Here is a 22,884-nt window from a genome sequence, read left to right as displayed (position 1 = left end):
TCAAGGCGTCGGACTGATAGAATCGCCGCCGGTTCACACGAGGTTAATCCATGCACGACACCCACAACGAGCGCATGAGTGGCAGCGAAACCCGCGCCGCGAGCGGCCTGGCCCTGGTCTTTGCCTTTCGTATGCTGGGCATGTTCATGGTGCTGCCGGTGCTCGCCACCTACGGCATGGACCTGGCCGGCGCCACGCCTGCACTGATCGGCCTGGCCATCGGCGCCTATGGTCTGACGCAAGCGGTGCTGCAGATTCCGTTCGGGGTGATTTCCGACCGCATCGGTCGCCGGCCAGTGATCTATGTGGGGCTGGTGATCTTCGCCCTGGGCAGTGTGCTGGCGGCCCAGGCCGACTCGATCTGGGGCGTTATCGCTGGGCGCATCCTGCAGGGCGCGGGGGCGATTTCCGCGGCGGTCATGGCGCTGTTGTCCGACCTGACCCGCGAACAGCACCGGACCAAGGCCATGGCCATGATCGGCATGAGCATCGGCTTGTCGTTCGCCGTGGCGATGGTGGTCGGCCCGCTGTTGACCCGCGCCTTTGGTTTGTCAGGATTGTTCCTGGCCACTGCAGGACTTGCCCTGGTCGGCATCGCGCTGATCGCTTTCGTCGTGCCCAGCTCGCACAGTGTGCTGAGTCATCGCGAGTCCGGTGTCGCCCGTCAGGCCCTCGGCCCGACCCTGCGCAATCCGGACCTTCTACGCCTGGACATCAGTATTTTCGTGCTGCACGCGATCCTGATGGCCAGCTTCGTGGCGCTGCCGCTGGCCTTCGTCGAGCGCGGCGGGCTGCCCAAGGAGCAGCACTGGTGGGTGTACCTGACCGCGCTGCTGGTTTCATTTTTTGCAATGATCCCCTTCATCATCTACGGGGAAAAGAAGCGCAAGATGAAACGCGTGTTGCTCGGTGCGGTCAGTGTCCTGCTGCTGGTGGAGGTGTTCTTCTGGCAGTGGGCTGACAACTTGCGCGGACTGGTGATCGGCACCGTGGTATTCTTTACTGCATTCAACCTGCTGGAGGCATCCTTGCCTTCGCTGGTCAGCAAGGTGTCGCCTGCCGGCGGCAAGGGCACGGCGATGGGGGTCTACTCCACCAGCCAGTTCCTTGGCGCGGCACTGGGTGGCATCCTCGGTGGCTGGTTGTTCCAGCACGGTGGCTTGAGCATGGTGTTCCTCGGCTGCGCTGGCTTGTGCGCCTTCTGGCTGCTGACGGCGTTGCGCATGAACGAGCCGCCGTACGTGACCAGCCTGCGCATGCCGCTGACGCCGGAAGCGGTCCGGGAAGCCGGGCTGACCGAGCGCCTGATGGCCGTGCCGGGTGTGACCGACGCTGTGGTGGTGGCAGAAGAAGCCGCCATCTATATCAAACTGGATACGAAAATTTTGGACCGTGCGACCCTCGAGCGTCTGGTGAACCCAGCCTCTTCGGCGTGCGAAGCCTAGGAGAACGTTATGGCCCGTGGGGTTAACAAAGTCATTCTGGTCGGTACTTGCGGTCAGGATCCCGAAGTCCGCTACCTGCCCAACGGTAACGCCGTGACCAACCTGAGCCTGGCCACCAGCGAGCAGTGGACCGACAAGCAGTCGGGCCAGAAGGTCGAGCGCACCGAGTGGCACCGTGTCTCGCTGTTCGGCAAGGTCGCCGAAATCGCCGGCGAATACCTGCGCAAGGGTTCGCAGTGCTACATCGAGGGCAAGCTGCAGACCCGCGAGTGGGAAAAGGACGGCATCAAGCGCTACACCACCGAGATCATCGTCGACATCAACGGCACCATGCAGCTGCTCGGCGGTCGTCCGCAGGGCCAGCAGGGCGGTGGCGACCAGTACAACCAGGGTGGTGGCAACAACTACAACCAGGGCGGTCAGCAGCAACAGTACAACCAGGCCCCACGCCAACAGGCCCAGCGCCCGCAACAAGCGCCGCAGCGCCCAGCGCCGCAACAGCCGGCTCCGCAGCCTGCCGCTGACTTCGACAGCTTCGACGACGATATTCCGTTCTGATCCTTTCCTGTGGGCACTAGGTACCACAGGTGAACGGAGCTGTGACAAGAAACCCGCTTCAGGCATGAAGCGGGTTTCTTTTTGCCTGTCAGCTTTCTTCGAGCGCCGCCTGGGCAAATTGTGCATCAAGCTCTGGTGTTGCTCCGCTGATGCCTATACCGCCGATATGCCTGCCGTTCGCATCAATGATTGGCAACCCGCCTTCCAGCAAAGTGAAACCGGGCAGCGAAGCGTAGGAATTGGCTGGCAACCCAGCGCTGCGTTCACCCAGCGAGCGGGATGAAAGTGGAAAGCGTGCAGATGTAGCGGCTTTGAGCTGCGCGACCTGGATGCTGCCGCTGCTGGTGCCGTCCATGCGGTGGAAATGCTTCAGGTTGCCATGGTTGTCGACGATGCTGATGACGATGGCGAAGCCTTGGGCGCGGGCGGCGCGTTCAGCGGCATTGGCGATGGAGCGTGCTTGTTCGGCGGTGACTTGAGGCGCGGCGTCATTGTTCAGAGAGGCTGCCACGGTGAGGGAGGGGAGTATCGCGGCGCTGAGCAGAAGGCTGCCGAGTGACCGTTTCACGTTCATGATAAATACCTCGTCCATGTGTACTACCAACCTAGCAAGCAAGTTCGTACACTTGGTGTAAGACCTTTCCTAATGTTGTGTAGGGGCATTTTGCTCTGCTACTGCTTGCGCCATCTCATCCTGTTTAAAGATAGCCGTTCAGCTACTCGGTGGTTAAGCACCGTCACTCTGGTAGTTTTGTGTGTTTCCAAGGGGTGAGATTGATCCGAGATGTTGGTTTGGCATTTTGAAATGCATGGTGCATAAGCGAAATACTTAGTAAATAGATATGTAGGACGGTTCTGAATTTACTTTTTGGGGTGGCCAGGAGAGAGGCGTGGTTTAAGCTGTTGGACTTTCTCTGCTGGGGTGTAAAGATGACCGCTGAAGATAAGCAGGAAATCGACATGCAGTTGAATTCTATTGCCGGAGACTATGTGTAGAGGGTTCGGAGGACGTCTACGCCACCAATCTCTAGGGTGAGGCAGGTGATGAGACTTACAACGGCTGGGTTGTGTGGTCCATCGGCATGAGAGTCGCGCAGTAGGTGTTGTGACGCTGATCTTCGGGCCGGAAATCATTTCATATGATCGGGGAGTTGGACCGAGTCTGATTCAATATGTACAGATGTATCCGGGTCCTATTACAACTATTGGCGGCTTTATAGTTAGGCAGGTATTTAGATGATCTGTCTTGCAGGCAGGCCTGATAAGGGGCAAGCACAGCCATGCTGTCTAACTGTGATTGTGATGCAGGATCTTGCCATTGCCGATGCAAGGCTTCCTTTGAGTACCTGAACTTTACTTGGAGAGAGGTAATGGCTATCTATCGTCACCCCCCCTTCCATTCAGGAATTGAGGCATGGATGTACTAATGGGACTGCTGGCTGCCGCACTCTGGGGGGCCACCGACTTTCTGGTTGGCATGAATGCCCGAGCGGTCGGCGTAAGGCGGGCGGTATTCTTCGGGCAGTTGTTGGGGCTGTTGTTGATGGGGCTCATCATTGCCGGATCTTCTCAGCAGCTCACCAAGATGGTCGCGGCCCCGACGAGCGTGCTGCTGTTCGCCTGTATGGCGGCACTGTGTACCCTGAGCGGCGCATTGGCGCTTTCGAAGGCGTTCGCGATCGGCCAGACATCGGTGGTGGCGACGTTGGTGACTTCCTATGGCGTGTTCACCACGCTGCTGGCGTGGTTGGGGGGCGAGGTGCTGGGCATCTGGCAGATCTTCGGCTTGCTGACCTGCTTTCTGGGCGTGGTCCTGGCCAGCCGTGAGGCAAAGGGCGGCACTGGGCAAGCGCCTGCGGGCAGTCGTCTGTCAGTCGGTTTCGCCCTGCTAGCCGCGCTGCTGTATGGCATCAGCTTCTGGGTCCAGGGAAAATACGTATTACCGGTGCTGGGGCCAGTGAACATGCTGGCGCTCGGCTATGGGGTGGGTGTTCTGTTCCTGCTGCCCGCAGCGCTGCGAATGTTCGAGGCCAGATTACGGTCAGGCTCAAGACCTGGGGGACCTTGTGTGGTGCCAGTCTTTTCAATCTGGGAGGTTTCTCGGCGTTTTCCTGGGGCGCGCTGCATGGCTCGATCGCAGTCGTTACGGTGATCAGCACCTTGTCTGGAGGCATTGCCGCCATTCTTGGCTTCCTGTTCTACCGCGAACGTCTGTCCTAGCTACAGGTCGTCGGGGTGGCCCTGGTGCTGGCGGGCGCTGTACTTCTGCACCTGTATAAATAAAGTGGCGATTTACTTACAACCTGATCCAGATCACCCCACTTCCCAGATTCTTGACTAGGCTTAACAGTTGGCGGTCTCTACCCACCGCCACCGTGAAGTCCCTGAGGCGCCGGCCAAGTCCCGTGCGCCCGAGAACCTGATCAGGAGTGCACGATGGACCTCAACCGTCGGCAATTCTTCAAGGTCGCCGCCGTCGGCCTTGGAGGCTCGAGCCTTGCGGCGTTGGGCATGGCCCCGACCCCCGCGTTCGCCGAGCAGGTGCGCCACTTCAAGCTGGCGCACACCAAAGAGACCCGTAACACCTGCCCCTACTGCTCGGTCGGCTGCGGCCTGATCATGTACAGCCAGGGTGACGCGGGCAAGAACGTCAAACAGAACATCATCCATATCGAGGGCGACGCGGACCATCCGGTCAACCGCGGCACCTTGTGCCCGAAAGGCGCGGGCCTGCTGGACTTTATCCACAGCCCGAGCCGCCTGCAGTACCCCGAGGTGCGCAAGCCGGGCAGCAACGAGTGGACCCGCATCGAGTGGGACGAAGCCCTCGACCGCATCGCCGACCTGATGAAACAGGACCGCGACGCCAACTTCATCGAGAAGAATGCCCAGGGCCAGACGGTCAACCGCTGGCTCACCACCGGATTCCTCGCCGCGTCCGCCGCTTCCAGCGAAGCGGGCTACCTGACGCACAAGGTGATCCGTTCGACCGGCATGCTGGGGTTCGATAACCAGGCGCGTGTCTGACACGGCCCGACGGTGGCAAGTCTTGCCCCGACGTACGGCCGTGGCGCGATGACCAATCACTGGTCTGACATCGCCAACGCAAACCTGGTCCTGGTGATGGGCGGCAACGCCGCTGAAGCGCACCCGTGCGGCTTCAAGTGGGTGACCGAGGCCAAGGCGCACAACAAGGCGCGGCTGATCGTGGTCGACCCGCGGTTTACCCGTACCGCTTCGGTAGCCGATTACTACGCACCGATTCGCACCGGCAGCGACATCGCCTTCATGGGCGGGCTGATCAATTACCTGCTGAGCAACGACAAGATCCAGCACGAGTACGTGCGCAATTACACCGATGTGTCGTTCATCGTCAAAGAGAGCTATGGCTTCGAGGACGGGCTGTTCAGCGGCTACGACGCGGCCAAGCGCGTGTATGCCGACAAGTCCGGCTGGGGCTATGAGCTGGGCGAGGACGGCTTCGCCAAGGTCGATCCGACCCTGCAGCACCCGCGTTGCGTCTATCAGCTGATGAAGCAGCACTACAGCCGCTACACGCCGGAACTGGCGAGCATGACCTGTGGCATGCCCCAGGACCAGATGATGAAAGTCTGGGAAGAGATCGCCACCTGTTCGGTGCCGGGCAAGACCATGACGATCCTCTATGCCCTGGGCTGGACCCAGCACTCGATCGGCGCGCAGATCATCCGCAGCGCGGCGATGGTGCAGTTGCTGCTGGGCAACGTCGGCATGCCCGGTGGCGGGGTCAACGCCCTGCGCGGACACTCCAACATCCAGGGCCTGACCGACCTGGGCCTGCTGTCGAACTCGCTGCCGGGCTACCTCACGCTGGCCGGCGACGCCGAGCAGGACTACGCCAGCTACATCGACAAGCGTGCCTCCAAACCGCTGCGCCCCGGGCAGCTGTCGTATTGGCAGAACTACGGCAAGTTCCACGTCAGCCTGATGAAGGCCTGGTACGGCGCCAATGCCACGGCGGAGAACAACTGGGGCTATGACTGGCTGCCCAAGCTCGACGTACCGGCCTACGACGTGCTGCGCATGTTCGAGATGATGGGCCAGGGCAAGGTCAACGGCTACATGTGCCAGGGCTTCAACCCGATCGCCGCGTTGCCGGACAAGAACCGCGTCACCGCCGCGCTGGCCAAGCTCAAGTGGCTGGTGATCATGGACCCGCTGGCCACCGAGACCTCCGAGTTCTGGCGCAACGCTGGCCCGTTCAACGACGTCGACACGGCCAACATCCAGACCGAGGTGATCCGCCTGCCCACCACCTGCTTCGCCGAAGAGGACGGTTCGCTGGTCAACAGCAGCCGCTGGCTGCAGTGGCACTGGAAGGGCGCCGATGGGCCGGGCCAGACCCGTACCGACGTGCACATCATGAGCGAGCTGTTCCTGCGCCTGCGCAAGCGCTATCAGGCCGAGGGCGGCGCCTATCCGGACCCACTGCTCAACATCAGCTGGCCGTACAAGGTCCCTGAGGAGCCATCCCCCGAAGAGCTGGCCAAGGAGATGAACGGCTGGGCGGTCAGTGATCTCACCGACGCCACCGGTGCCACGCTCAAGGCAGGGCAACAGCTCGCCGGCTTCGCGCAGTTGAAGGATGACGGCAGCACCGCGTCGGGCTGCTGGATCTTCGCCGGCAGCTGGACCGAGCAGGGTAACCAGATGGCCCGTCGCGACAACAGCGATCCCTATGGCATGCACCAGGTGCAGAACTGGGCCTGGGCCTGGCCGGCAAACCGCCGCATCCTCTACAACCGCGCCTCCAGCGACCCGCAAGGCAAGCCATGGGACCCGGAGAAGAAGCGCCTGGTGTGGTGGAACGGCAAGGCCTGGACCGGCACCGACGTGCCCGACTTCAAGGTCGACTCGCCGCCGGAAGCGGGGATGAATCCGTTCATCATGAACCCCGAGGGTGTGGCGCGCTTCTTCGCCATCGACAAGATGGCCGAGGGCCCGTTCCCCGAGCATTACGAACCTTTCGAGACACCGATCGGCATCAACCCGCTGCACCCGCAGAACAAGAAGGCCACCAGCAACCCGGCCGGGCGGATCTTCGATTCGGTGTGGGACACCTTGGGTACCCACGACGAGTTCCCGCACGCCGCGACCACCTACCGGCTGACCGAGCATTTCCACTTCTGGAGCAAGCATTGCCGGCTCAACGCCATCGCCCAGCCCGAGCAGTTCGTCGAGATCGGCGAGGTGCTGGCGAACGAGAAGGGCATCAAGGCCGGTGACCGGGTAAGGGTATCGAGCAAGCGCGGGCACATTGATGCGGTGGCGGTGGTGACCAAGCGCATCCGCCCGCTGCAGGTCAACAACCAGACCGTGCACCAGATCGGCATCCCGCTGCACTGGGGCTTCACCGGCGCCACGCGGCACGGTTACCTGACCAACACCCTGGTGCCGTTCCTCGGGGATGGCAACACGCAGACGCCGGAGTCCAAGTCGTTCCTCGTCAAAGTGGAGAAACACTGATGGCCAGCCAAGACATCATTGCCCGCTCGGCCACCACCACCGTGCCGCCCTCGGTACGCCAGCAGCAGGAAGTCGCCAAGCTGATCGACACCACCAAGTGCATCGGCTGCAAGGCCTGCCAGGTGGCGTGTTCGGAGTGGAACGAACTGCGTGACGAGGTTGGCCACAACCATGGCACCTACGACAACCCCCAGGACCTCAGTGCCGAAACCTGGACCCTGATGCGCTTCACCGAGCACGAGCGCGACGACGGCAACCTGGAGTGGCTGATCCGCAAGGATGGCTGCATGCACTGCGCCGATCCGGGGTGTCTGAAAGCGTGCCCGAGCCCGGGGGCGATCATCAAGCATGCCAACGGTATCGTCGACTTCAACCAGGACCACTGCATCGGTTGCGGCTACTGCATCACCGGCTGCCCGTTCAACATCCCGCGCATTTCGCAGAAGGATCACAAGGCGTACAAGTGCACCCTGTGTTCCGACCGTGTGAGCGTGGGCCTGGAGCCGGCCTGCGTGAAGACCTGCCCGACCGGGGCGATCGTCTTCGGCAGCAAGGAGGAGATGAAGGTGCACGCCGATGAGCGCATCGTCGACCTGAAGTCGCGGGGCTACGACAACGCCGGGTTGTACGACCCGGACGGTGTCGGCGGCACCCACGTGATGTACGTGCTGCACCATGCTGATACGCCGCGGATCTACGCCGGTCTGCCGGACCAACCGGTGATCAGCCCGCTGGTCGGGCTGTGGAAGGGCTTCAGCAAGCCGCTGGCGCTGCTTGCCATGGGCGCGGCGGTGCTGGCCGGGTTCTTCCACTACGTACGTGTCGGCCCGCAGCGGGTCGAGGAGGATGAGCATCCGGCACCTGTGGATAACGATGTCCACCAGGTGGACCCGGCGGTGCATGTCTATGATCCGAACCGCCCGGGCGGGCAGGGGGAGCAGCGGCCATGAACGACAACAAGCCTATCCTGCGCTACAACGCCAACGAGCGGAGCAACCACTGGATCGTCGCGATCCTGTTCGTGCTGGCCGGCCTGTCGGGGCTGGCGCTGTTCCACCCGGCGCTGTTCTGGCTCAGCCACCTGTTCGGCGGCGGGCCGTGGACACGGATCCTCCACCCGTTCATCGGCGTGGCCATGTTCGTGTTCTTCCTTGGCCTGGTGCTGCGCTTCTGGCGCGCCAACTTCATCACCGCCAACGACCGCCTGTGGCTGCGCCGCATCGACCGGGTGATGCTCAACAAGGAAGAGGGCGTGCCGCCGATCGGCAAGTACAACGCTGGGCAGAAGCTGCTGTTCTGGACCTTGCTGGCGTGCATGCTGGTGCTGCTGGTCAGCGGCGTGGTGATCTGGCGGGCCTGGTTCAGCCATTACTTTGATATCGGTGCTATCCGACTGGCGACCTTGCTGCATGCCCTGGCGGCGTTCGTGCTGATCCTGAGCATCATCGTGCACATCTACGCCGGGATCTGGATCAAGGGCTCGATCGGCGCGATGCTGCATGGCTGGGTCAGCCGCGCCTGGGCGCGCAAGCACCATGAACTGTGGTACCGGGAAGTCACCGGCGACAAGACGCCGCACAATCACGGTAGAAAAGAAGGATGAGCGTTTGAGCACGATTCTCGAACCCGGGCAGATCGAAGCGTCGGCGGTAATGCCGCCGTTCCTGCATCTGCCGCCCGCCAATCTGTTCGCAGTGCGGGCCGCGCGCCTGGAGCACCTGGCCGAGGGCAATGCCCTTGGCGAGTATCTGCATCTGGTCGCGCGCCTGTGCCGGATCCAGCAGCAGCTTGTGGATAACCCGCCCGGTGGCTTGCCGGTAGCCGAGGAGCGTCAGCGCCTGTGCATAAGTCATGGCCTGCCACCCCTGGCAGCGGACGGCCTGGTGCGCGAAGGGCAGTGGCTGGTGTGGCTGCAAGCGCTGCTCGATCACTTCGAACCGACGCCCGAAGGGCCACTGGCAGCGGCGCTGGGCAGCCTGCGCGAGAGCGGTGACGAACAGCGCAAGGGCTGGGCCATCGCGCTGCTCGGTGGCCAGTACGATGCCGTACCGGCGGCCTTGGTGCCCTTCCTGGGCGCGGCGTTGCAGGCCGCCTGGTCGAGTTGGTTGCTGACGCTGCCAGAGCCTGAGCTCAAGCCCGCTGGCAGCCTGGCCCAGTGCCCGGCCTGCGGCTCGCCGGCCATGGCCGGTGTGGTGCGCAATCGCGGCAAGCACAACGGCCTGCGCTACCTGGCCTGTTCGCTGTGTGCCTGCGAATGGCATGTGGTGCGGGTCAAGTGCGTGTACTGCGAGTCGAGCAAGGGCCTGCGCTACAGCAGCCTCGAGGATGACCGCCATGCGCCGGGCAAGGCACCGCTGCGCGCCGAGTGCTGTCCGGGGTGCCAGGGCTACCTGAAGCAGAGCTACCTGGAGAACGACGCGGCGGCCGAGCCGTTGGCCGATGACCTGGCGAGCCTGGCGCTGGATATGCGGCTGGACGAGGAGGGCTTTCATCGGCTGGCGCCGAACCTTATGTTGGCGCCGGGGTAGTGTCTACACTGCAATCGAGTTGAGGCCTCTCGCGGGGCAAGCCCACTCCCACGCTGTGCCTGTATTGCGTGGGAGCGGGCTTGCCCCGCGAGAGGGCCCGAACAGACAACGGATCAGTCACAGGTAGTACCGCATGTCTCCAAGCCCCGCCAGCGACACCCCACGCTTGCCCTCCATCGACACCCTGCTGCGCCACCCTGCCTGCCAGCCGCTGCTCGACCGTCATGGCCGCGACGCTACCCTGGCCACCCTGCGCCAGCTCCTCGACGACCTGCGCGAACCGGCCCGTCTGGGTCAGCTGAGCGCCGTGGAACTGAGCGCCGACGTTATGCTCGGGCGCACGGGCGAGCGCCTGGCCATCCAGCAGCGCAGCCAGGTGCGCCGGGTCTTCAACCTCACCGGTACGGTGCTGCACACCAACCTCGGCCGCGCCCTGCTGCCGGAGGAGGCGGTGGAGGCGATGCAGGTCGCCGCCCGCTATCCGCTGAACCTGGAGTTCGACCTGGCCACCGGCAAGCGGGGTGACCGCGACGACCTGATCGAAGGCCTGATCCGCGAGCTGACCGGCGCCGAAGCCGTCACCGTGGTCAACAACAATGCCGCCGCCGTGCTGCTGGCGCTCAACAGCCTGGGCGCACGCAAGGAGGGCATCATCTCCCGCGGCGAGTTGATCGAGATCGGCGGTGCGTTCCGCATCCCCGACATCATGGCCCGCGCGGGGGTGAAGCTGCACGAGATCGGCACCACCAACCGCACCCACGCCCGCGACTACGAAGGCGCGATCAACCCGCGCACAGGGCTGCTGATGCGCGTGCATTGCAGCAACTACAGCATCCAGGGCTTCACCACCCAGGTACCCACCGCCGAGCTGGCGCGCATCGCCCACGATCATCAGTTGCCGCTGCTCGAAGACCTGGGCAGCGGCAGCCTGCTTGACCTGACCCGCTGGGGCCTGCCGGCCGAGCCGACGGTGCGCCAGGCGCTGGCCGACGGCGCCGACATCGTCACCTTCAGCGGCGACAAGCTGTTGGGCGGCCCGCAGGCGGGGATCATCGTCGGGCGCAAGGAACTGATCGCGAAGATCAAGAAGAACCCGCTCAAGCGTGCCCTGCGGGTCGACAAGATCACCCTTGCCGCGCTGGAGGCGGTGCTGCAGCTCTATCGCAACCCCGATCGCCTGGCCGAACGCCTGCCCAGCCTGCGCCTGCTGACCCGTGCGCAAGCCGAGATCGCCGCCCAGGCCGAGCGCCTGGCGCCCGAGTTGGCTGCTCGTCTCGGCGCGCAATGGGTGGTGAGCGTCGAGCCGGCACTGGGCATGATCGGCAGCGGCAGCCAGCCGGTGGCGCGGCTGCCCAGCGCGGCGCTGTGCCTGCGCCCGCAGGTGTCGAAGAAACTGCGCGGGCGCAGCCTGCATGTGCTCGAGCGTGCGTTGCGCGACCTGCCGGTGCCGGTGCTCGGTCGTATCGACGACGATGCCCTGTGGCTTGACTTGCGCCAGCTGGACGACGAGGCCCAGTGGCTGGCGCAACTGCCGGCGTTGCAACTGGGGGCGGTGCAGTGATTGTCGGGACTGCCGGCCACATCGACCATGGCAAGACCGCGCTGCTCCAGGCCCTGACCGGCCAGGCCGGCGACACCCGCCGGGAGGAGCGCGACCGGGGCATGACCATCGACCTCGGCTATCGCTACGCGGCGCTGGCGCAAGGGGCGCCGCTGACAGGCTTCATCGATGTGCCGGGCCACGAGCGGTTTATCCACAATATGCTGGCCGGTGCCCATGGCATCGACCTGGTACTGCTGGTGGTGGCCGCCGACGATGGGGTGATGCCGCAGACCCGTGAGCACCTCTCGATCATCGAGTTGCTGGGGATTCCCCAGGCGCTGGTGGTGATCAGCAAGTGCGACCGGGTCGAGCCGTCGCGGTTGAGTGAAGTCCGGGCCCAGATCATCGAACTGCTCGCGCCCGGCCCCTACGCCGGGGCCAGGCAGTTTGCGGTTTCGAGCCTGTCCGGCGAGGGCATCGACGCCCTGCGCGAGGCTTTGCTGGCGGCTGAAGCGCATGTTCGCCAGCGCAGCGTGCGTGGCGGTTTCCGTCTGGCGGTAGACCGAGCTTTCGCGGTTTCCGGAGCGGGAGTCGTGGTCACCGGCACGGCGCTGGCCGGGCAGGTCAGCGTCGGCGATACCTTGCTGCTCGGCAAGGCCGGCAAAGCGGTGCGGGTGCGTGGCCTGCATGCCCAGAACCAGGCAGCCCTGGTCGCCGCAGCCGGGCAGCGGGTGGCCTTGAACATCAGCGCGGAAAAGCTCTCGGCCGAGCAGGTGCATCGTGGCGACTGGCTTGTGCCGGAGTGGCTGCATGCGCCCAGCGTGCGGGTCGATATCGACTTCACCCTGCTGCCGGGTGAAACCCGCGCCTTCGAGCATTTCAGCGCAGTGCACGTGCACCTGGGCACACAGGATGTCACCGCCCGGGTTGCCTTGCTCGAAGGTGAGCGGCTCGCCGCCGGCCAGCGCATGTTTGCCCAGTTGCTGCTCAATGCCCCGCTGCAGGCGGTGCATGGGGATCGCCTGGTGCTGCGTGACCAACGCGCCCAGCGCACGCTGGGTGGTGGGCGTGTGCTCGACCCGTTCGCCCCGAGTCGGCAACGGCGCAGCGAAGCGCGCTTGCGTCAGTTGCAGGTGCTGCGCGCCGCCGACAATCTCGAGCAAGCGTTGTCGGCCCTGCTCGAGGCGGCCCCCGGCGGTCTCGAGCCCCGGCGTCTGGAGCGCCAGTTCAACCGCTTGCGCGAGACCTGGCAGTTGCCGGATTCGGTGCTGGTGATTGCCACCCGTCAAGGTCAGCTGTTGTTCGATCGCTTACAGTGGCAGGCACTCAAGCGACAGGTGCTGGAGCGTCTGGCGCAGTTCCATGCGCAAGAGCCCGACCAGCTTGGCCCGGACCGGGACCGCTTGCGCCGCTTTACCGCCTTGCCATTGGAGCGCCCCGCGTTTGTCAGCTTGCTCGATGAGCTGCTGGGCGCAGGTGCGATCAGCAGCAGTGGCCCGTGGCTGCACCTGCCGGACCACCGGGTCCAGTTGAGCGCCGCGGACAACGCGTTGTGGGAGCGTCTGTTGCCGCGCTTGTTGGCAGGTGAGTTCGACCCGCCCTGGGTACGGACCCTGGCCGGCGAGGAGGGTTGCGAAGAGGCTGATGTCCGGCTGTTGTTGCGCAAGCTGGCCCGGTTGGGCCTTGTGCATCAGGTGGTGCGTGACCTGTTCTACCCGGAGGCGACGCTCAGGCGCATGGCGGAGCTGCTGTTGCGCCAGGCTGCGACTTCGCCGATAGTGCAGGTCGCGGCGTTTCGCGATGGTTTGGCCATCGGTCGCAAGCGCAGTGTGCAGATCCTCGAGTACTTCGACCGCATCGGCCTGACCCGACGAGTTGGCGACCTGCGTCACATTCGCGTCGACAGCGCCCTGGCCCAACCGCAACACGGGCCCTGATTTCAAGGAAGGCAATCGCGCCCGGTGGCGCGGCCGGGCTTCAAACCCGGTTGGGGACGGCAGCCGTTCCCGGGCAGGTTCGACTCCCGCTGCCTTCCGCCACTTTTCCAGATGCTGAAACGATCGCGGGGCAAGCCCGCTCCCACGGATTTGTGGGAGCGGGCTTGCCCCGCGATGGCGAACGGAAGATCTGCGAATCAGGCGCGCTCGCCGCACAGGTCCAGCGCGAACCAGTGCTCCGCCGCCTGTACATCCAGCCCCGAGCCCAGCAACGCGAACAGCTTGCCCAGCGCCGCCTCGCGGGTCATGCCGCCGCCACTGACCAGCCCGGTGTCGCGCAGGCGGCTGCCGGCGGCGTAAGTGTCGAACACCACCGAGCCTTCCGGGCATTGGCTGATGGCAACGATCATCACGCCGCCCTGGCGGGCGTCGTGCAGCGCGTCGAGCAGCGCCTGATCATCCGACGGGCCGGTGCCGCTGCCGTAGCACTCCAGCACCAGGCCCTGGATGCCGCTGTCGAACAGGCCGCGCAGGTGTTCGGCGGCAAGGCCCGGGAACACCGGCATGACCGCCAGCTTGACCGGCTGGCGTGGCTGGCGGTAGTCCAGGCGGGTCGGCAGTTGCGGGGCACGCTCGCCATCACGATGGCGCGGCAGCACGGTGAAGGCGTCGAACGCCTCGCTGCGCAGTTTCGAGGCGCGGCAGCCGTGCAGCAACTGGCCATGGAAATACAGCTGCACGCCATCTTCCAGGCCGTTCTCGAACAGATTGAGCGCGCCGACCAGGTTGGCCCAGGCATCGCTGTCCGGCGCGCCGGCCGGCAGCATCGAGCCGGTAAGCAGCACCGGCACCGGCAGGCCCAGCAGCAGGAACGACAGGGCAGCGGCGCTGTACGCCAGGGTGTCGGTGCCATGCAGCACCAGCACGCCGTCATGCCCGTCGCGTTCGACCGCCTCGACGATGGCATCGCGCATCGCCAGCCAGTTGGCCTGTTGCATGTTGGCGCTGTCGATCAGCGGGTTCAGTTCACGCAGCGCCCATTGCACCTTTGGCGCATCGCCGCAGGCGGCAAAGTGTTCGCGCATGCGCGCTTCGAAGCCACCGGCCGGCGCGAGGCCTTCGGCGGTCTGCAGCATGCCGATGGTGCCGCCGGTGTAGAGGACGAGGAGATTCTTGACTGGACGCATGGGAGGATTCCGTAGCGATGTGGCTTTGCACGAAAAGTGCCTGCGCGACGATCAGGCGGCGTTGAAAACAGGCTCGGAATGCTCATTTACAACTCGTAAAGTCGAGCGCGACTCCGACCGTTCCTCGCCTGTTTTCGCCTTGCCTGATCGCCGCTCGGCGACTTTTTGTACAAAGCCGCGCGAAGAAAGAGACAACCGCCCCGGGCGGGGCGGTTGTGGCAGGGCAGGGTATCAGTGCTGCGCTGGCGCCGGGGCGGCGGCTTTGTCAGCGGCTGTTTCAGCCTGCGGGTTGGCCGGCCAGGCGGCGCGGTCCAGGTCCAGGTCGGCGAACTTGCTGGAGTCGAACACTGGCTGCTTGATGCCCGCCTTGCGTTGGGCGTCGTAGTCGCGCATCACGCGCAGGCCGACCTTGAACAGCATGGCCAGGGCGATCAGGTTGACGAAGGCCAGGCAGGTCATGGTGATGTCGGCGAAGGCGAACACGGTCGACAGGTCCTGGGTCGAACCCCACACTACCAGCGCCAGCACCAGGCCACGGAAGGTCATCAGCACGGCACGGTTGCGGCTGAGGAACTGCAGGCTGTTCTCGCCCAGGTAGTAGTTGTAGAGGATGCAGGTGAAGACGAACAGCGACAGCGCGACGCTGACGAAGATGCGGCCCCAGTCACCGACCACGGCGGCCAGCGAGTTCTGGGTCAGGACGATGCCGTCACCTTCGAAGCCCGGGGTGTAGAAGCCCGACAGCAGGATCAGCAGCGCGGTGCAGGTGCAGATCACGAAGGTGTCGAGGAACACGCTGAAGGCCTGGACCACGCCCTGGGCGCCCGGGTGCTTCACGGCGGCCACGGCGGCCACGTTCGGCGCGCTGCCCAGGCCCGCTTCGTTGGCGAACACGCCACGCTTCACGCCCATGACGATGGCGCTGCCGAGCAGGCCGCCGAACGCCGGGTCGAGGCCGAAGGCGCTCTTGAAGATGGTTTCCAGCATGGCTGGTACGTGCTCGATCTGGGTGCCGATCACGTACAGGGTCACGCCGATGTAGGCCAGGGTCTTGACCGGTACCAGCAGGTCGGACACAGCGGCGATGCGCTTGATGCCGCCGATGAAGGTGATGGCCAGCAGCACGGCGAGGACGATGCCGGTTTGCTTGGGATCGAAGGCGAAGGCGTTCTGCAGCGAGTGGGTCACGGTGTACGACTGCAGGCCGATGAAGGCGAAGCCGTAGGTGACCAGCAGCAGGATCGAGAACACGATGGCCATGCTTTTCAGCTTCAGGCCGTGCTGGATGTAGTACGCCGGGCCGCCGCGGTACAGGCCGTCGCCGTCGGCGCGCTTGTAGACCTGGGCCAGGGTGCATTCGAAGAAGCTGCTGGACATGCCCACCAGTGCGGTGACCCACATCCAGAACACGGCGCCTGGGCCGCCGAGGGTCACGGCGATACCGACACCGGCGATGTTACCGGCGCCGACGCGGCCGGCGAGGCTCAGCATCAGGGCCTGGAACGAGCTCAGTTGGCCTGCCTGGCCGCGAAGGGATTCCTTGAAGACGCCGAACATGTGGCCGAAGTGACGGAACTGGACGAACCGCGAGCGGATGGTGAAGTAACCGCCGAGTCCGACGATCAGCACGATGAGGAGTTTCCCCGAAAGGAAATCGTTGAGTGCTTCGAGCATTGGAAAATGACCTCGATTCTTATTCTTCGCATGGAAAGACCAGCGGACGGCAGGCGCACCGCTATTCATTGGGGGCGCATGGTTGGCTATGACAACTATGGTTACAATTTCGCGGGTTGCTCCATTTTGGTGCGAGTTGATGCTAGAATGGCGCCACTCGCATCACCTGGACCCGCGTATCATGGGCGATCATTTCGCTATCAACCTCAAATTGGCCTGCAGCCACTACCGCTCTATCTCCGAGGTTTGCCGGCAGCTGTCGATCAATCGGGCGCAGTTCAACAAGTACCTGAGCGGCCAGAGCCGCCCGACGGCCTACAACCTCAAGCGTATCGGCGACTTCTTCGGCGTGGAGGACTACGAGCTGGGCCTGCCGCCCGAGCAGTTCGCCCGCCTGATCGGTGCACGCAACCAGCAGCAGCCTGTCGGCCCCCAGGACGACCCCATCAGCGAGCTGTTCAAGCCTCTGCATAAAGAAGCCGGCAACCTCTCGCGCTATTGCGGCTATTACTTCGAATACTCCAACTGCATGTCGGTGCCCGGTTCGATCCTGGTGTCGCTGGTGCACCTGTGGGAGGAGCGCGGCAGTTTCCTGTTCGAGCGCCAGGAGCGTCAGGAACGCAGCAGCGGCCTCGACCGGCATGCCGAGGTGCGCTGCCGCTACCTGGGCGCGGCGTTCCAGTTGCAGGACCGGATGTTCCTGATCGACTACGAGTCGCTGACCCTTAACGAGATGAGCCAGACCGTGCTCATCCCCAGTTTCAAGAGCCGTATCAGCCGCTTGAACGGTCTCAAGACCGGGGTTTCCAGCGGTGACCGGCGCAACCCGGCCTGCACCCGGGTGGTGTGGGAGTACTTGGGCGAGGAGATCAACCGTATCAACGCCTTCCGGCAGATCAAGCTGTACCGCCCGGACGATCCGCGTATCGACGACGATATCCGTGACCGCCTCAGTGCGGGGATGATCAGCAACGGGTTGTTCGAGATCGAGTAGCCACCATCACGACCTGCTGGAGATTGCCCAGCCCTTCGACAGCGTCACCAGCGTGGGAGCGGGCTTGCCCCGCGATAGCGTCGGCACGACCAACGAGGGTCGCCCGATCAGACGCGATCGCGGGGCAAGCCCGCTCCCACGCAAGGACAGCAGCGCTCCACCGAATTCAATCGAGAATGAACGCCGCCACCGCGTCGGCCACCTGATCCGCCACCTGTGGCCGGTCACGCAGGTGCGCGGCGATGCCGTGGTCGCAGTCGGTGAGCATCAGGCATTCCACATGGGGCGCCGGCACCGAACGCAGCAAGGCGTGGGTGACCTCCTCGGGGATCGGACTGTAGCGCTCGACTCCCGCCAGGCGCCGGGTGCCGGCCGAGGTGCCGGGGCCCTGGCCGTGCACCTTGGAGTTGAGCCCGTCATATTCGCCGATTACCAGCAGCACCCGGCCCTGGAACTGGCGCAGGAAGGCGTAGCTGTCGCAATCGAGGAACGCATAAGGCTTGCGGATCGCTTCGCTGAAGGCCGGACCGAAGGGGGCGACATGGGCCGCATCGGGATAGACCGCCGGGCAGATCAGCACCAGCTTGCGCACGTTGGGGCGCTGGGCGGCCAGCTTGAGGGCGATGGCGGCGCCCAGGCTGTGGCCGACCAGGGTGTCGCTGCGCGCGTCCAGATGCTGGTGGAAGCGCAGGGCTTCCTGCAGATTGCTGGCCAACGACGCGTCCTTTGCACCAGGCTCGCTGGCCAGGCTGTGGCCGGAGAGGTTGCCGGTCAGCGAACCGATCCCCTGCTGTTGCAGGCGATAGAGCAAAGGGTTCAGGCGGGTGAAATCGGAGCGGGCGCCGCCGACCACGAAGACCGTGGGGGCGCACTCATGTGCCGGGAGCAGCAGGCGAGCCTGTTGCCGATAGCCGTCGAAAGCCTCGTCGATGAAGCGTTCCGGGCCGGGAGCGGGTTCGTCGTATTGCCATCTGGCGCGCAGCGCGGTGTTCGGCTCGGCATCCATGTTGATCTCCTTGAACAGGCCATGCGCAGTATAAGTAGCTGTCGGCAAAGGCGGAACACCCGCCCGACCGGTTCGAATCGGCACGCGGCGCGCGCCAGGCCTTGCCTGGGTTGGACTTCCCCTGTCGGAAACAGCAAAATGAACCCTTTCCTCCATCGACCAGACCGGACCTGTTGACTCTATGCGTATGCGCCTGATGCTGTTGGGTGGTGGCAATGCCCTCGGGCAAGCGCTGATTCGTCTCGGGGCCGAGGAAGATATCGCTTTCCTGGCGCCTCGCCCTCCGGAAAACGGCTGGGATCCGGCCAGCCTGACCCTGCTGCTCGACGAGCAGCGCCCGCACACCGTGATCAACCTGGCCTACTACTTTGACTGGTTCCAGGCCGAGTCGGTCAGCGAGCAACGCCTGGCCCAGCAGGAGCGGGCGGTGGAGCGGCTCGCCGAGTTGTGCCAGCACCACGAGATGATCCTGGTGCAACCGTCCAGCTACCGGGTGTTCGATGGCTCGCGCGCCACCGCCTACAGCGAGAAGGACGAACCGGTGCCGCTCGGCCTGCGTGGCCAGGCGCTGTGGCGCATCGAGCAGAGCGTGCGCGCCACCTGCCCACAGCATGTGCTGCTGCGTTTCGGCTGGCTGCTGGATGAAAGCCTCGATGGCGCGCTCGGGCGTTTCCTGACCCGTGCCGAGCAGCCCCAGGAGTTGCTGCTGGCCGATGACCGCCGCGGCAACCCGACACCGGTGGACGACGCGGCACGGGTGATCCTCTCGGTGCTCAAGCAGCTCGATTGCCAGGCGCCGCTGTGGGGGACCTACCACTACGCCGGCAACGAGGCCACCACGCCGCTGGTGCTCGGCCAGGCGATCCTTACCGAGGCCACCCAGTGGCGCAAGCTGGCCGTGCAGGCGCCCACCGCCCAGGCCCACGCCGCTCGCCCGGATGCCAGCGAGGAGCCGCAACACGCGGTACTGGCCTGCAAGAAGATCCTTCATACCTTCGGCATCAAGCCACGCGCCTGGCGCGCCGGCTTGCCGCCCCTACTGGACCGATTCTACCGACATGGCTGACGCCCCCATCCTGATCACCGGCGGTGCCGGCTTCATTGGCTCGCACCTGTGCGATGCGTTGCTGGAGAAAGGCTACGCGGTGCGTATCCTCGACGACCTGTCGACCGGCAAGCGCGACAACCTGCAGCTTGGCCACCCGCGCCTGGAACTGCTCGAGGGCGATGTCGCCGATGCCGCGCTGGTAGCCCGTGCCGCCAGTGGCTGCCAGGCGGTGGTGCACCTGGCCGCGGTGGCCTCGGTGCAAGCTTCGGTGGAAGACCCGGTGAAGACCCACCAGAGCAACTTCATCGGCACGCTGAACGTGTGCGAGGCGATGCGCCTGAACGGCATCCGCCGCGTGCTGTTCGCTTCCAGCGCGGCGGTGTACGGCAACAACGGCGAAGGCCAGTCGATTGCCGAAGACACCCCCAAGGCGCCGCTGACCCCCTACGCGGTGGACAAGCTGGCCAGCGAGCAGTACCTGGATTTCTACCGCCGCCAGCACGGGCTGGAGCCGGTGGTGTTCCGCTTCTTCAATATCTTCGGGCCACGCCAGGACCCTTCTTCGCCGTATTCAGGCGTGATCAGCATCTTCTGCGAGCGCGCCACCAGTGGCAAACCGATCACGGTGTTCGGTGATGGCGAGCAGACCCGCGACTTCCTGTTTGTCGGTGACCTGGTCCAGGTAATGGTGCAGGCGCTTGAGCAGCAGGCAGTGGAAGAGGGTGCGGTGAACATCGGCCTGAACCAGGCGACCTCGCTGAACCAGTTGCTCAAGGCGCTGGAACAGGTGGTGGGCGGTTTGCCTGCAATCAGCTACGGCCAGGCACGGTCGGGGGACATCCGCCATTCGCGGGCGGACAACTCGCGTTTGCTGGCACGTTTTGCATTTCCCGAGCCAACGCCGTTTGTCGAAGGCCTGGCCCGCTTGCTCGGCAAAGCTTGAGCCTCTCGCGGGGCTTCCCCCGCGATGACGTCACGAATGCCGGATCACCCGCCGCCGGCAATCCTCCGGCCCCAGCGCCCGCCCGTCCCGCGCCCGCACCTGCAACGTCTCCAGACCCTGGCCGCGATCGTCGACCAGCTGCGAGCGTGACTCTCCCGCCGTGAACAGGTAGCGCTCTCCCCATTGGCGCAAACCGATCACGATCGGAAACACCGAACGGCCCTTTTCCGTCAGCGCATATTCCTTGTAGGCACTGCCATCGGACGCAGGCTGCTGTGCCATCAGACCGGCCTCCACCAGCAGTTTCAGGCGCGAAGCGAGGATGTTCTTCGCCAGCCCGAGGTTTTTCTGCAATTCGCTGAAGCGGCACGGGCCATCGAAGGCATCGCGCAGGATCATCAGCGCCCAGCGCTCGCCGAGCACCTCCAGGGCGCGGGCGACGGGACATTGCTGGTTGTTCTCGTCGAGCATGAGGCGTTCCTTGAGTGTGATCTGGTTGCAGAATAAAACCATGTTTGCTAGAAATCCAGTTTCATGGTTTTAAATTGAAACCAGATTTGGAGAGATTGCTGATGCCACCGCTCACCCGCGGATTGACGCTGTTGTTGGCTGCCGCCTGCGCCCTGGCCGTGGCCACGGTGTACCTCGCCCAGCCGCTGCTCGAGGCCATGGCCGCGAGCCTCGGCGTAAGCGCTGCGCGCGCCGGCCTGGTGGTGGGCATGACCCAGGCCGGCTATGCCTTGGGTCTGTTGCTGATCGTGCCGCTGGGCGACCTGGTTGATCGTCGCCGGCTGATTGTCGGCCAGTTGCTGGCATCGGCCGGCGCGCTGTTGGCCGTGGCGTTTGCCGTGGACTGGGCCATGCTGCTGGCGGCGATGGCCATGGTCGGCCTGGCTGCGGTGGTGGTACAGGTGATGGTCGCGCATGCCGCCACACTGGCCACGCCAGCTCAGCAGGGGCAGGCGGTGGGGACTGTCACCAGTGGCGTGGTGCTGGGGATCCTGTCAGCGCGCTTGGTCTCGGGTGCACTGGCTGACCTGCTGGGCTGGCACGGCGTATACGTCGTGGCGGCGGGGCTGGCGTTGGCCATGGCGTTGTTGCTGGCCTGGCGCTTGCCTGCTGTCAAGCCGCAGGGGCCGAGGCAGCGCTATCGGGTACTGCTGGTTTCAGTGCTGCGCTTGTACCGGCATGACCGTCTGCTGCGTCAGCGCGGTGTGTTTGCGGTGCTGGTCTTTGCGGCGTTCAGCGTGCTGTGGAGCGCGATGGTGTTGCCCCTGAGCGCCGCGCCCCTGGCTCTGGACCATACACAGGTCGGGCTGTTCGGCCTGGCCGGCGTGGCTGGCGCGCTGGCGGCGTCGCGTGCCGGGCGCCTGGCGGATCAAGGGCATGGCCGGCGGGTGAGCGGATGGGCGCTCGGGCTGTTGACGCTGTCATGGCTGCCCAGCGCCTACCTGGAGCAGTCATTGCTGGCGCTGGTGATCGGGGTGCTGATGCTGGACCTGGCCGTGCAGGCCGTGCATGTGACCAACCAGAGCCTGTTGCTGGCGGGGCGCGGCGAGATGGCCAGCCGGCTGATCGGCGCCTACATGTGCTGTTATTCGATCGGTAGCGGGGTGGGTGCGGTCTTGGCGACCTGGGTGTATGGGCAGTGGGGCTGGGTGGCGGTGTGCGGGTTGGGGGCGGGGATAAGCGCTGTTGCGTGGGGCTATTGGGGGTACCTGTGGTGGGGCGAGACGGCGCGGGGCAAGCCCGCTCCAGAAGGAACGGGCTTGCCTGCGGATCAGAACTTGTAGCCGATGCCGACCATGTAGACCCATGGATCGACGTCCACATCGACCTTGGTCTTGCCGACGCCCAGGGCGCTCGGGCCATCGATGCTGGCCTTGGTGTCGATGTCGACGTACCAGACCGCGGCGTTGAGCAGCAGGTTGTCGGTGAGCATGTAGTCCATGCCCAGTTGGCCGGCGATGCCTACCGAGTCCTTCAGCTTCATGTTGCTGAAGCCCTGGGCCTTGCGGTTGCTGCTCAGGTCTTCATCGAAGAACATCGTGTAGTTGATGCCCACGCCAGCGTAGGGCTGGAATTTGGAGCTTGGCTCCATCGGGTAGTACTGCAGCGACAGGGTCGGAGGCAGTTGCTTGATGTCGGCCAGCTTGCCATCCAGGCCTGGGCCGAGGCCCTTGACGCCGACTTTGTGCTGGAATGGCGTGGCGGCCAGCAGTTCCAGGCCGATGTGGTCGGTGAGCATGTAGGCGAAGGCCAGGCCCAGCTGGGTGTCGCTGTCCAGGGTCGCCTTGGTGCCCGAGACTTTGGCGCCATCGAGCTTGATGTCACCGCTGCTTTCGTTCGGCGCGGTGGTGATGGCGCCGGCGCGGAGGATGAAATCCCCCGCCTGGTGGGCGTGGGCAACAGGGGCTGCGAGCGCCAACGCGACGAGCGAGGCACTGAGCAAGGACTTGTTCATGGAAGCTCCCAGAGGACGTGAGTAATCGAGTAGTCCAATGGTACGAAGCTGA

18 protein-coding genes, 1 tRNA gene and 1 pseudogene are annotated in these 22,884 nt (G+C 64.7%); 14 read left to right on the top strand and 6 right to left on the bottom strand.

Features of this window, described 5'->3' with window-relative positions; translation table 11 throughout:
* Positions 1-50 precede the first annotated feature (50 nt).
* Both KHO27_RS19475 and KHO27_RS19470 read left to right on the top strand, forming a co-directional pair.
* Positions 51-1,445 (top strand): MFS transporter, encoded by a 1,395-nt coding sequence (locus KHO27_RS19475; RefSeq protein ID WP_198754391.1) that lies wholly within the window; start codon positions 51-53, stop codon positions 1,443-1,445.
* Positions 1,446-1,454: 9 nt separating this feature from the next.
* Positions 1,455-2,003, top strand: a complete 549-nt coding sequence (locus KHO27_RS19470) for a single-stranded DNA-binding protein (RefSeq protein WP_023629920.1) — start codon at positions 1,455-1,457, stop codon at positions 2,001-2,003.
* An 88-nt stretch (positions 2,004-2,091) separates the two neighbouring features.
* On the opposite strand, the gene KHO27_RS19465 is transcribed toward KHO27_RS19470, so the two are convergent.
* Complete coding sequence (locus KHO27_RS19465; protein WP_250888386.1) at positions 2,092-2,595, bottom strand: GlcG/HbpS family heme-binding protein; 504 nt, start codon at positions 2,593-2,595, stop codon at positions 2,092-2,094.
* Positions 2,596-3,417: 822 nt separating this feature from the next.
* On the opposite strand from KHO27_RS19465, the pseudogene KHO27_RS19460 reads away from it, so the two are divergent.
* The 8 genes and pseudogenes from KHO27_RS19460 to KHO27_RS19425 form a co-directional block, all read left to right on the top strand.
* A pseudogene (locus tag KHO27_RS19460) lies at positions 3,418-4,220 on the top strand (EamA family transporter); the annotation flags it as partial.
* 219 nt (positions 4,221-4,439) lie between these two features.
* Positions 4,440-7,508, top strand: a complete 3,069-nt coding sequence (fdnG, locus tag KHO27_RS19455; protein WP_214500659.1) for a formate dehydrogenase-N subunit alpha — start codon at positions 4,440-4,442, stop codon at positions 7,506-7,508.
* Positions 7,508-8,458, top strand: a complete 951-nt coding sequence (gene fdxH, locus KHO27_RS19450) for a formate dehydrogenase subunit beta (RefSeq protein ID WP_038707246.1) — start codon at positions 7,508-7,510, stop codon at positions 8,456-8,458. The genes fdnG and fdxH overlap by 1 nt, the downstream gene beginning before the upstream one ends.
* A complete protein-coding gene (locus KHO27_RS19445; RefSeq protein WP_102684367.1) occupies positions 8,455-9,111 on the top strand; it encodes a formate dehydrogenase subunit gamma in 657 nt (218 codons plus the stop codon). The genes fdxH and KHO27_RS19445 overlap by 4 nt, the downstream gene beginning before the upstream one ends.
* A gap of 4 nt (positions 9,112-9,115) precedes the next feature.
* On the top strand, positions 9,116-10,036 hold the full coding sequence (fdhE, locus tag KHO27_RS19440; protein ID WP_214500658.1) for a formate dehydrogenase accessory protein FdhE: 921 nt from the start codon (positions 9,116-9,118) through the stop codon (positions 10,034-10,036).
* Between the two features lie 133 nt (positions 10,037-10,169).
* The gene (gene selA, locus KHO27_RS19435) at positions 10,170-11,597 is read left to right on the top strand and encodes an L-seryl-tRNA(Sec) selenium transferase (protein WP_214500657.1); all 1,428 of its coding nucleotides are present in this window, start codon (positions 10,170-10,172) and stop codon (positions 11,595-11,597) included.
* Complete coding sequence (selB, locus tag KHO27_RS19430) at positions 11,594-13,516, top strand: selenocysteine-specific translation elongation factor (RefSeq protein WP_214500656.1); 1,923 nt, start codon at positions 11,594-11,596, stop codon at positions 13,514-13,516. The genes selA and selB overlap by 4 nt, the downstream gene beginning before the upstream one ends.
* A 6-nt stretch (positions 13,517-13,522) precedes the next feature.
* Positions 13,523-13,618 (top strand) — tRNA-Sec (locus KHO27_RS19425).
* 95 nt (positions 13,619-13,713) lie between these two features.
* Here KHO27_RS19425 and KHO27_RS19420 read toward each other — a convergent pair.
* Together KHO27_RS19420 and KHO27_RS19415 are read right to left on the bottom strand one after the other, a co-directional pair.
* Positions 13,714-14,703 carry an asparaginase gene (locus tag KHO27_RS19420; protein ID WP_214500655.1) on the bottom strand — a complete coding sequence of 330 codons (990 nt, stop codon included), beginning with the start codon at positions 14,701-14,703 and terminating at the stop codon, positions 13,714-13,716.
* A 231-nt stretch (positions 14,704-14,934) separates the two neighbouring features.
* Entirely contained in the window at positions 14,935-16,377 is a 1,443-nt protein-coding gene (locus KHO27_RS19415; protein ID WP_023632679.1) for an alanine/glycine:cation symporter family protein, read from the bottom strand.
* Between the two features lie 181 nt (positions 16,378-16,558).
* Here KHO27_RS19415 and KHO27_RS19410 point away from each other — a divergent pair, with 181 nt between their 5' ends.
* Positions 16,559-17,371: a helix-turn-helix domain-containing protein gene (locus KHO27_RS19410; RefSeq protein ID WP_023632678.1), complete on the top strand. Its 813-nt coding sequence runs from the start codon at positions 16,559-16,561 to the stop codon at positions 17,369-17,371.
* A gap of 166 nt (positions 17,372-17,537) precedes the next feature.
* Here the strand turns inward: KHO27_RS19410 and KHO27_RS19405 are convergent, their stop codons facing one another.
* Positions 17,538-18,377, bottom strand: a complete 840-nt coding sequence (locus KHO27_RS19405) for an alpha/beta hydrolase (protein WP_111533286.1) — start codon at positions 18,375-18,377, stop codon at positions 17,538-17,540.
* Between the two features lie 181 nt (positions 18,378-18,558).
* On the opposite strand from KHO27_RS19405, the gene KHO27_RS19400 reads away from it, so the two are divergent.
* Complete coding sequence (locus KHO27_RS19400; protein WP_038707252.1) at positions 18,559-19,443, top strand: sugar nucleotide-binding protein; 885 nt, start codon at positions 18,559-18,561, stop codon at positions 19,441-19,443.
* Entirely contained in the window at positions 19,436-20,368 is a 933-nt protein-coding gene (locus tag KHO27_RS19395; protein ID WP_139668147.1) for an NAD-dependent epimerase/dehydratase family protein, read from the top strand. The genes KHO27_RS19400 and KHO27_RS19395 overlap by 8 nt, the downstream gene beginning before the upstream one ends.
* A 30-nt stretch (positions 20,369-20,398) precedes the next feature.
* On the opposite strand, the gene KHO27_RS19390 is transcribed toward KHO27_RS19395, so the two are convergent.
* The gene (locus KHO27_RS19390) at positions 20,399-20,839 is read right to left on the bottom strand and encodes a winged helix-turn-helix transcriptional regulator (RefSeq protein ID WP_214500654.1); all 441 of its coding nucleotides are present in this window, start codon (positions 20,837-20,839) and stop codon (positions 20,399-20,401) included.
* 98 nt (positions 20,840-20,937) lie between these two features.
* On the opposite strand from KHO27_RS19390, the gene KHO27_RS19385 reads away from it, so the two are divergent.
* Positions 20,938-22,161: an MFS transporter gene (locus KHO27_RS19385; protein WP_214502008.1), complete on the top strand. Its 1,224-nt coding sequence runs from the start codon at positions 20,938-20,940 to the stop codon at positions 22,159-22,161.
* On the opposite strand, the gene KHO27_RS19380 is transcribed toward KHO27_RS19385, so the two are convergent.
* Positions 22,149-22,832, bottom strand: coding sequence for an OmpW/AlkL family protein (locus KHO27_RS19380; RefSeq protein ID WP_046857328.1), 684 nt, complete (start codon positions 22,830-22,832; stop codon positions 22,149-22,151). The two genes, KHO27_RS19385 and KHO27_RS19380, sit on opposite strands and share 13 nt — an antisense overlap.
* Between the last annotated feature and the right edge of the window lie 52 nt (positions 22,833-22,884).

This window comes from Pseudomonas sp. RC3H12, from assembly GCF_018596375.1.
Classification (GTDB): Bacteria; Pseudomonadota; Gammaproteobacteria; order Pseudomonadales; family Pseudomonadaceae; genus Aquipseudomonas.
This window is presented reverse-complemented; position numbering and strand designations above follow the sequence as displayed.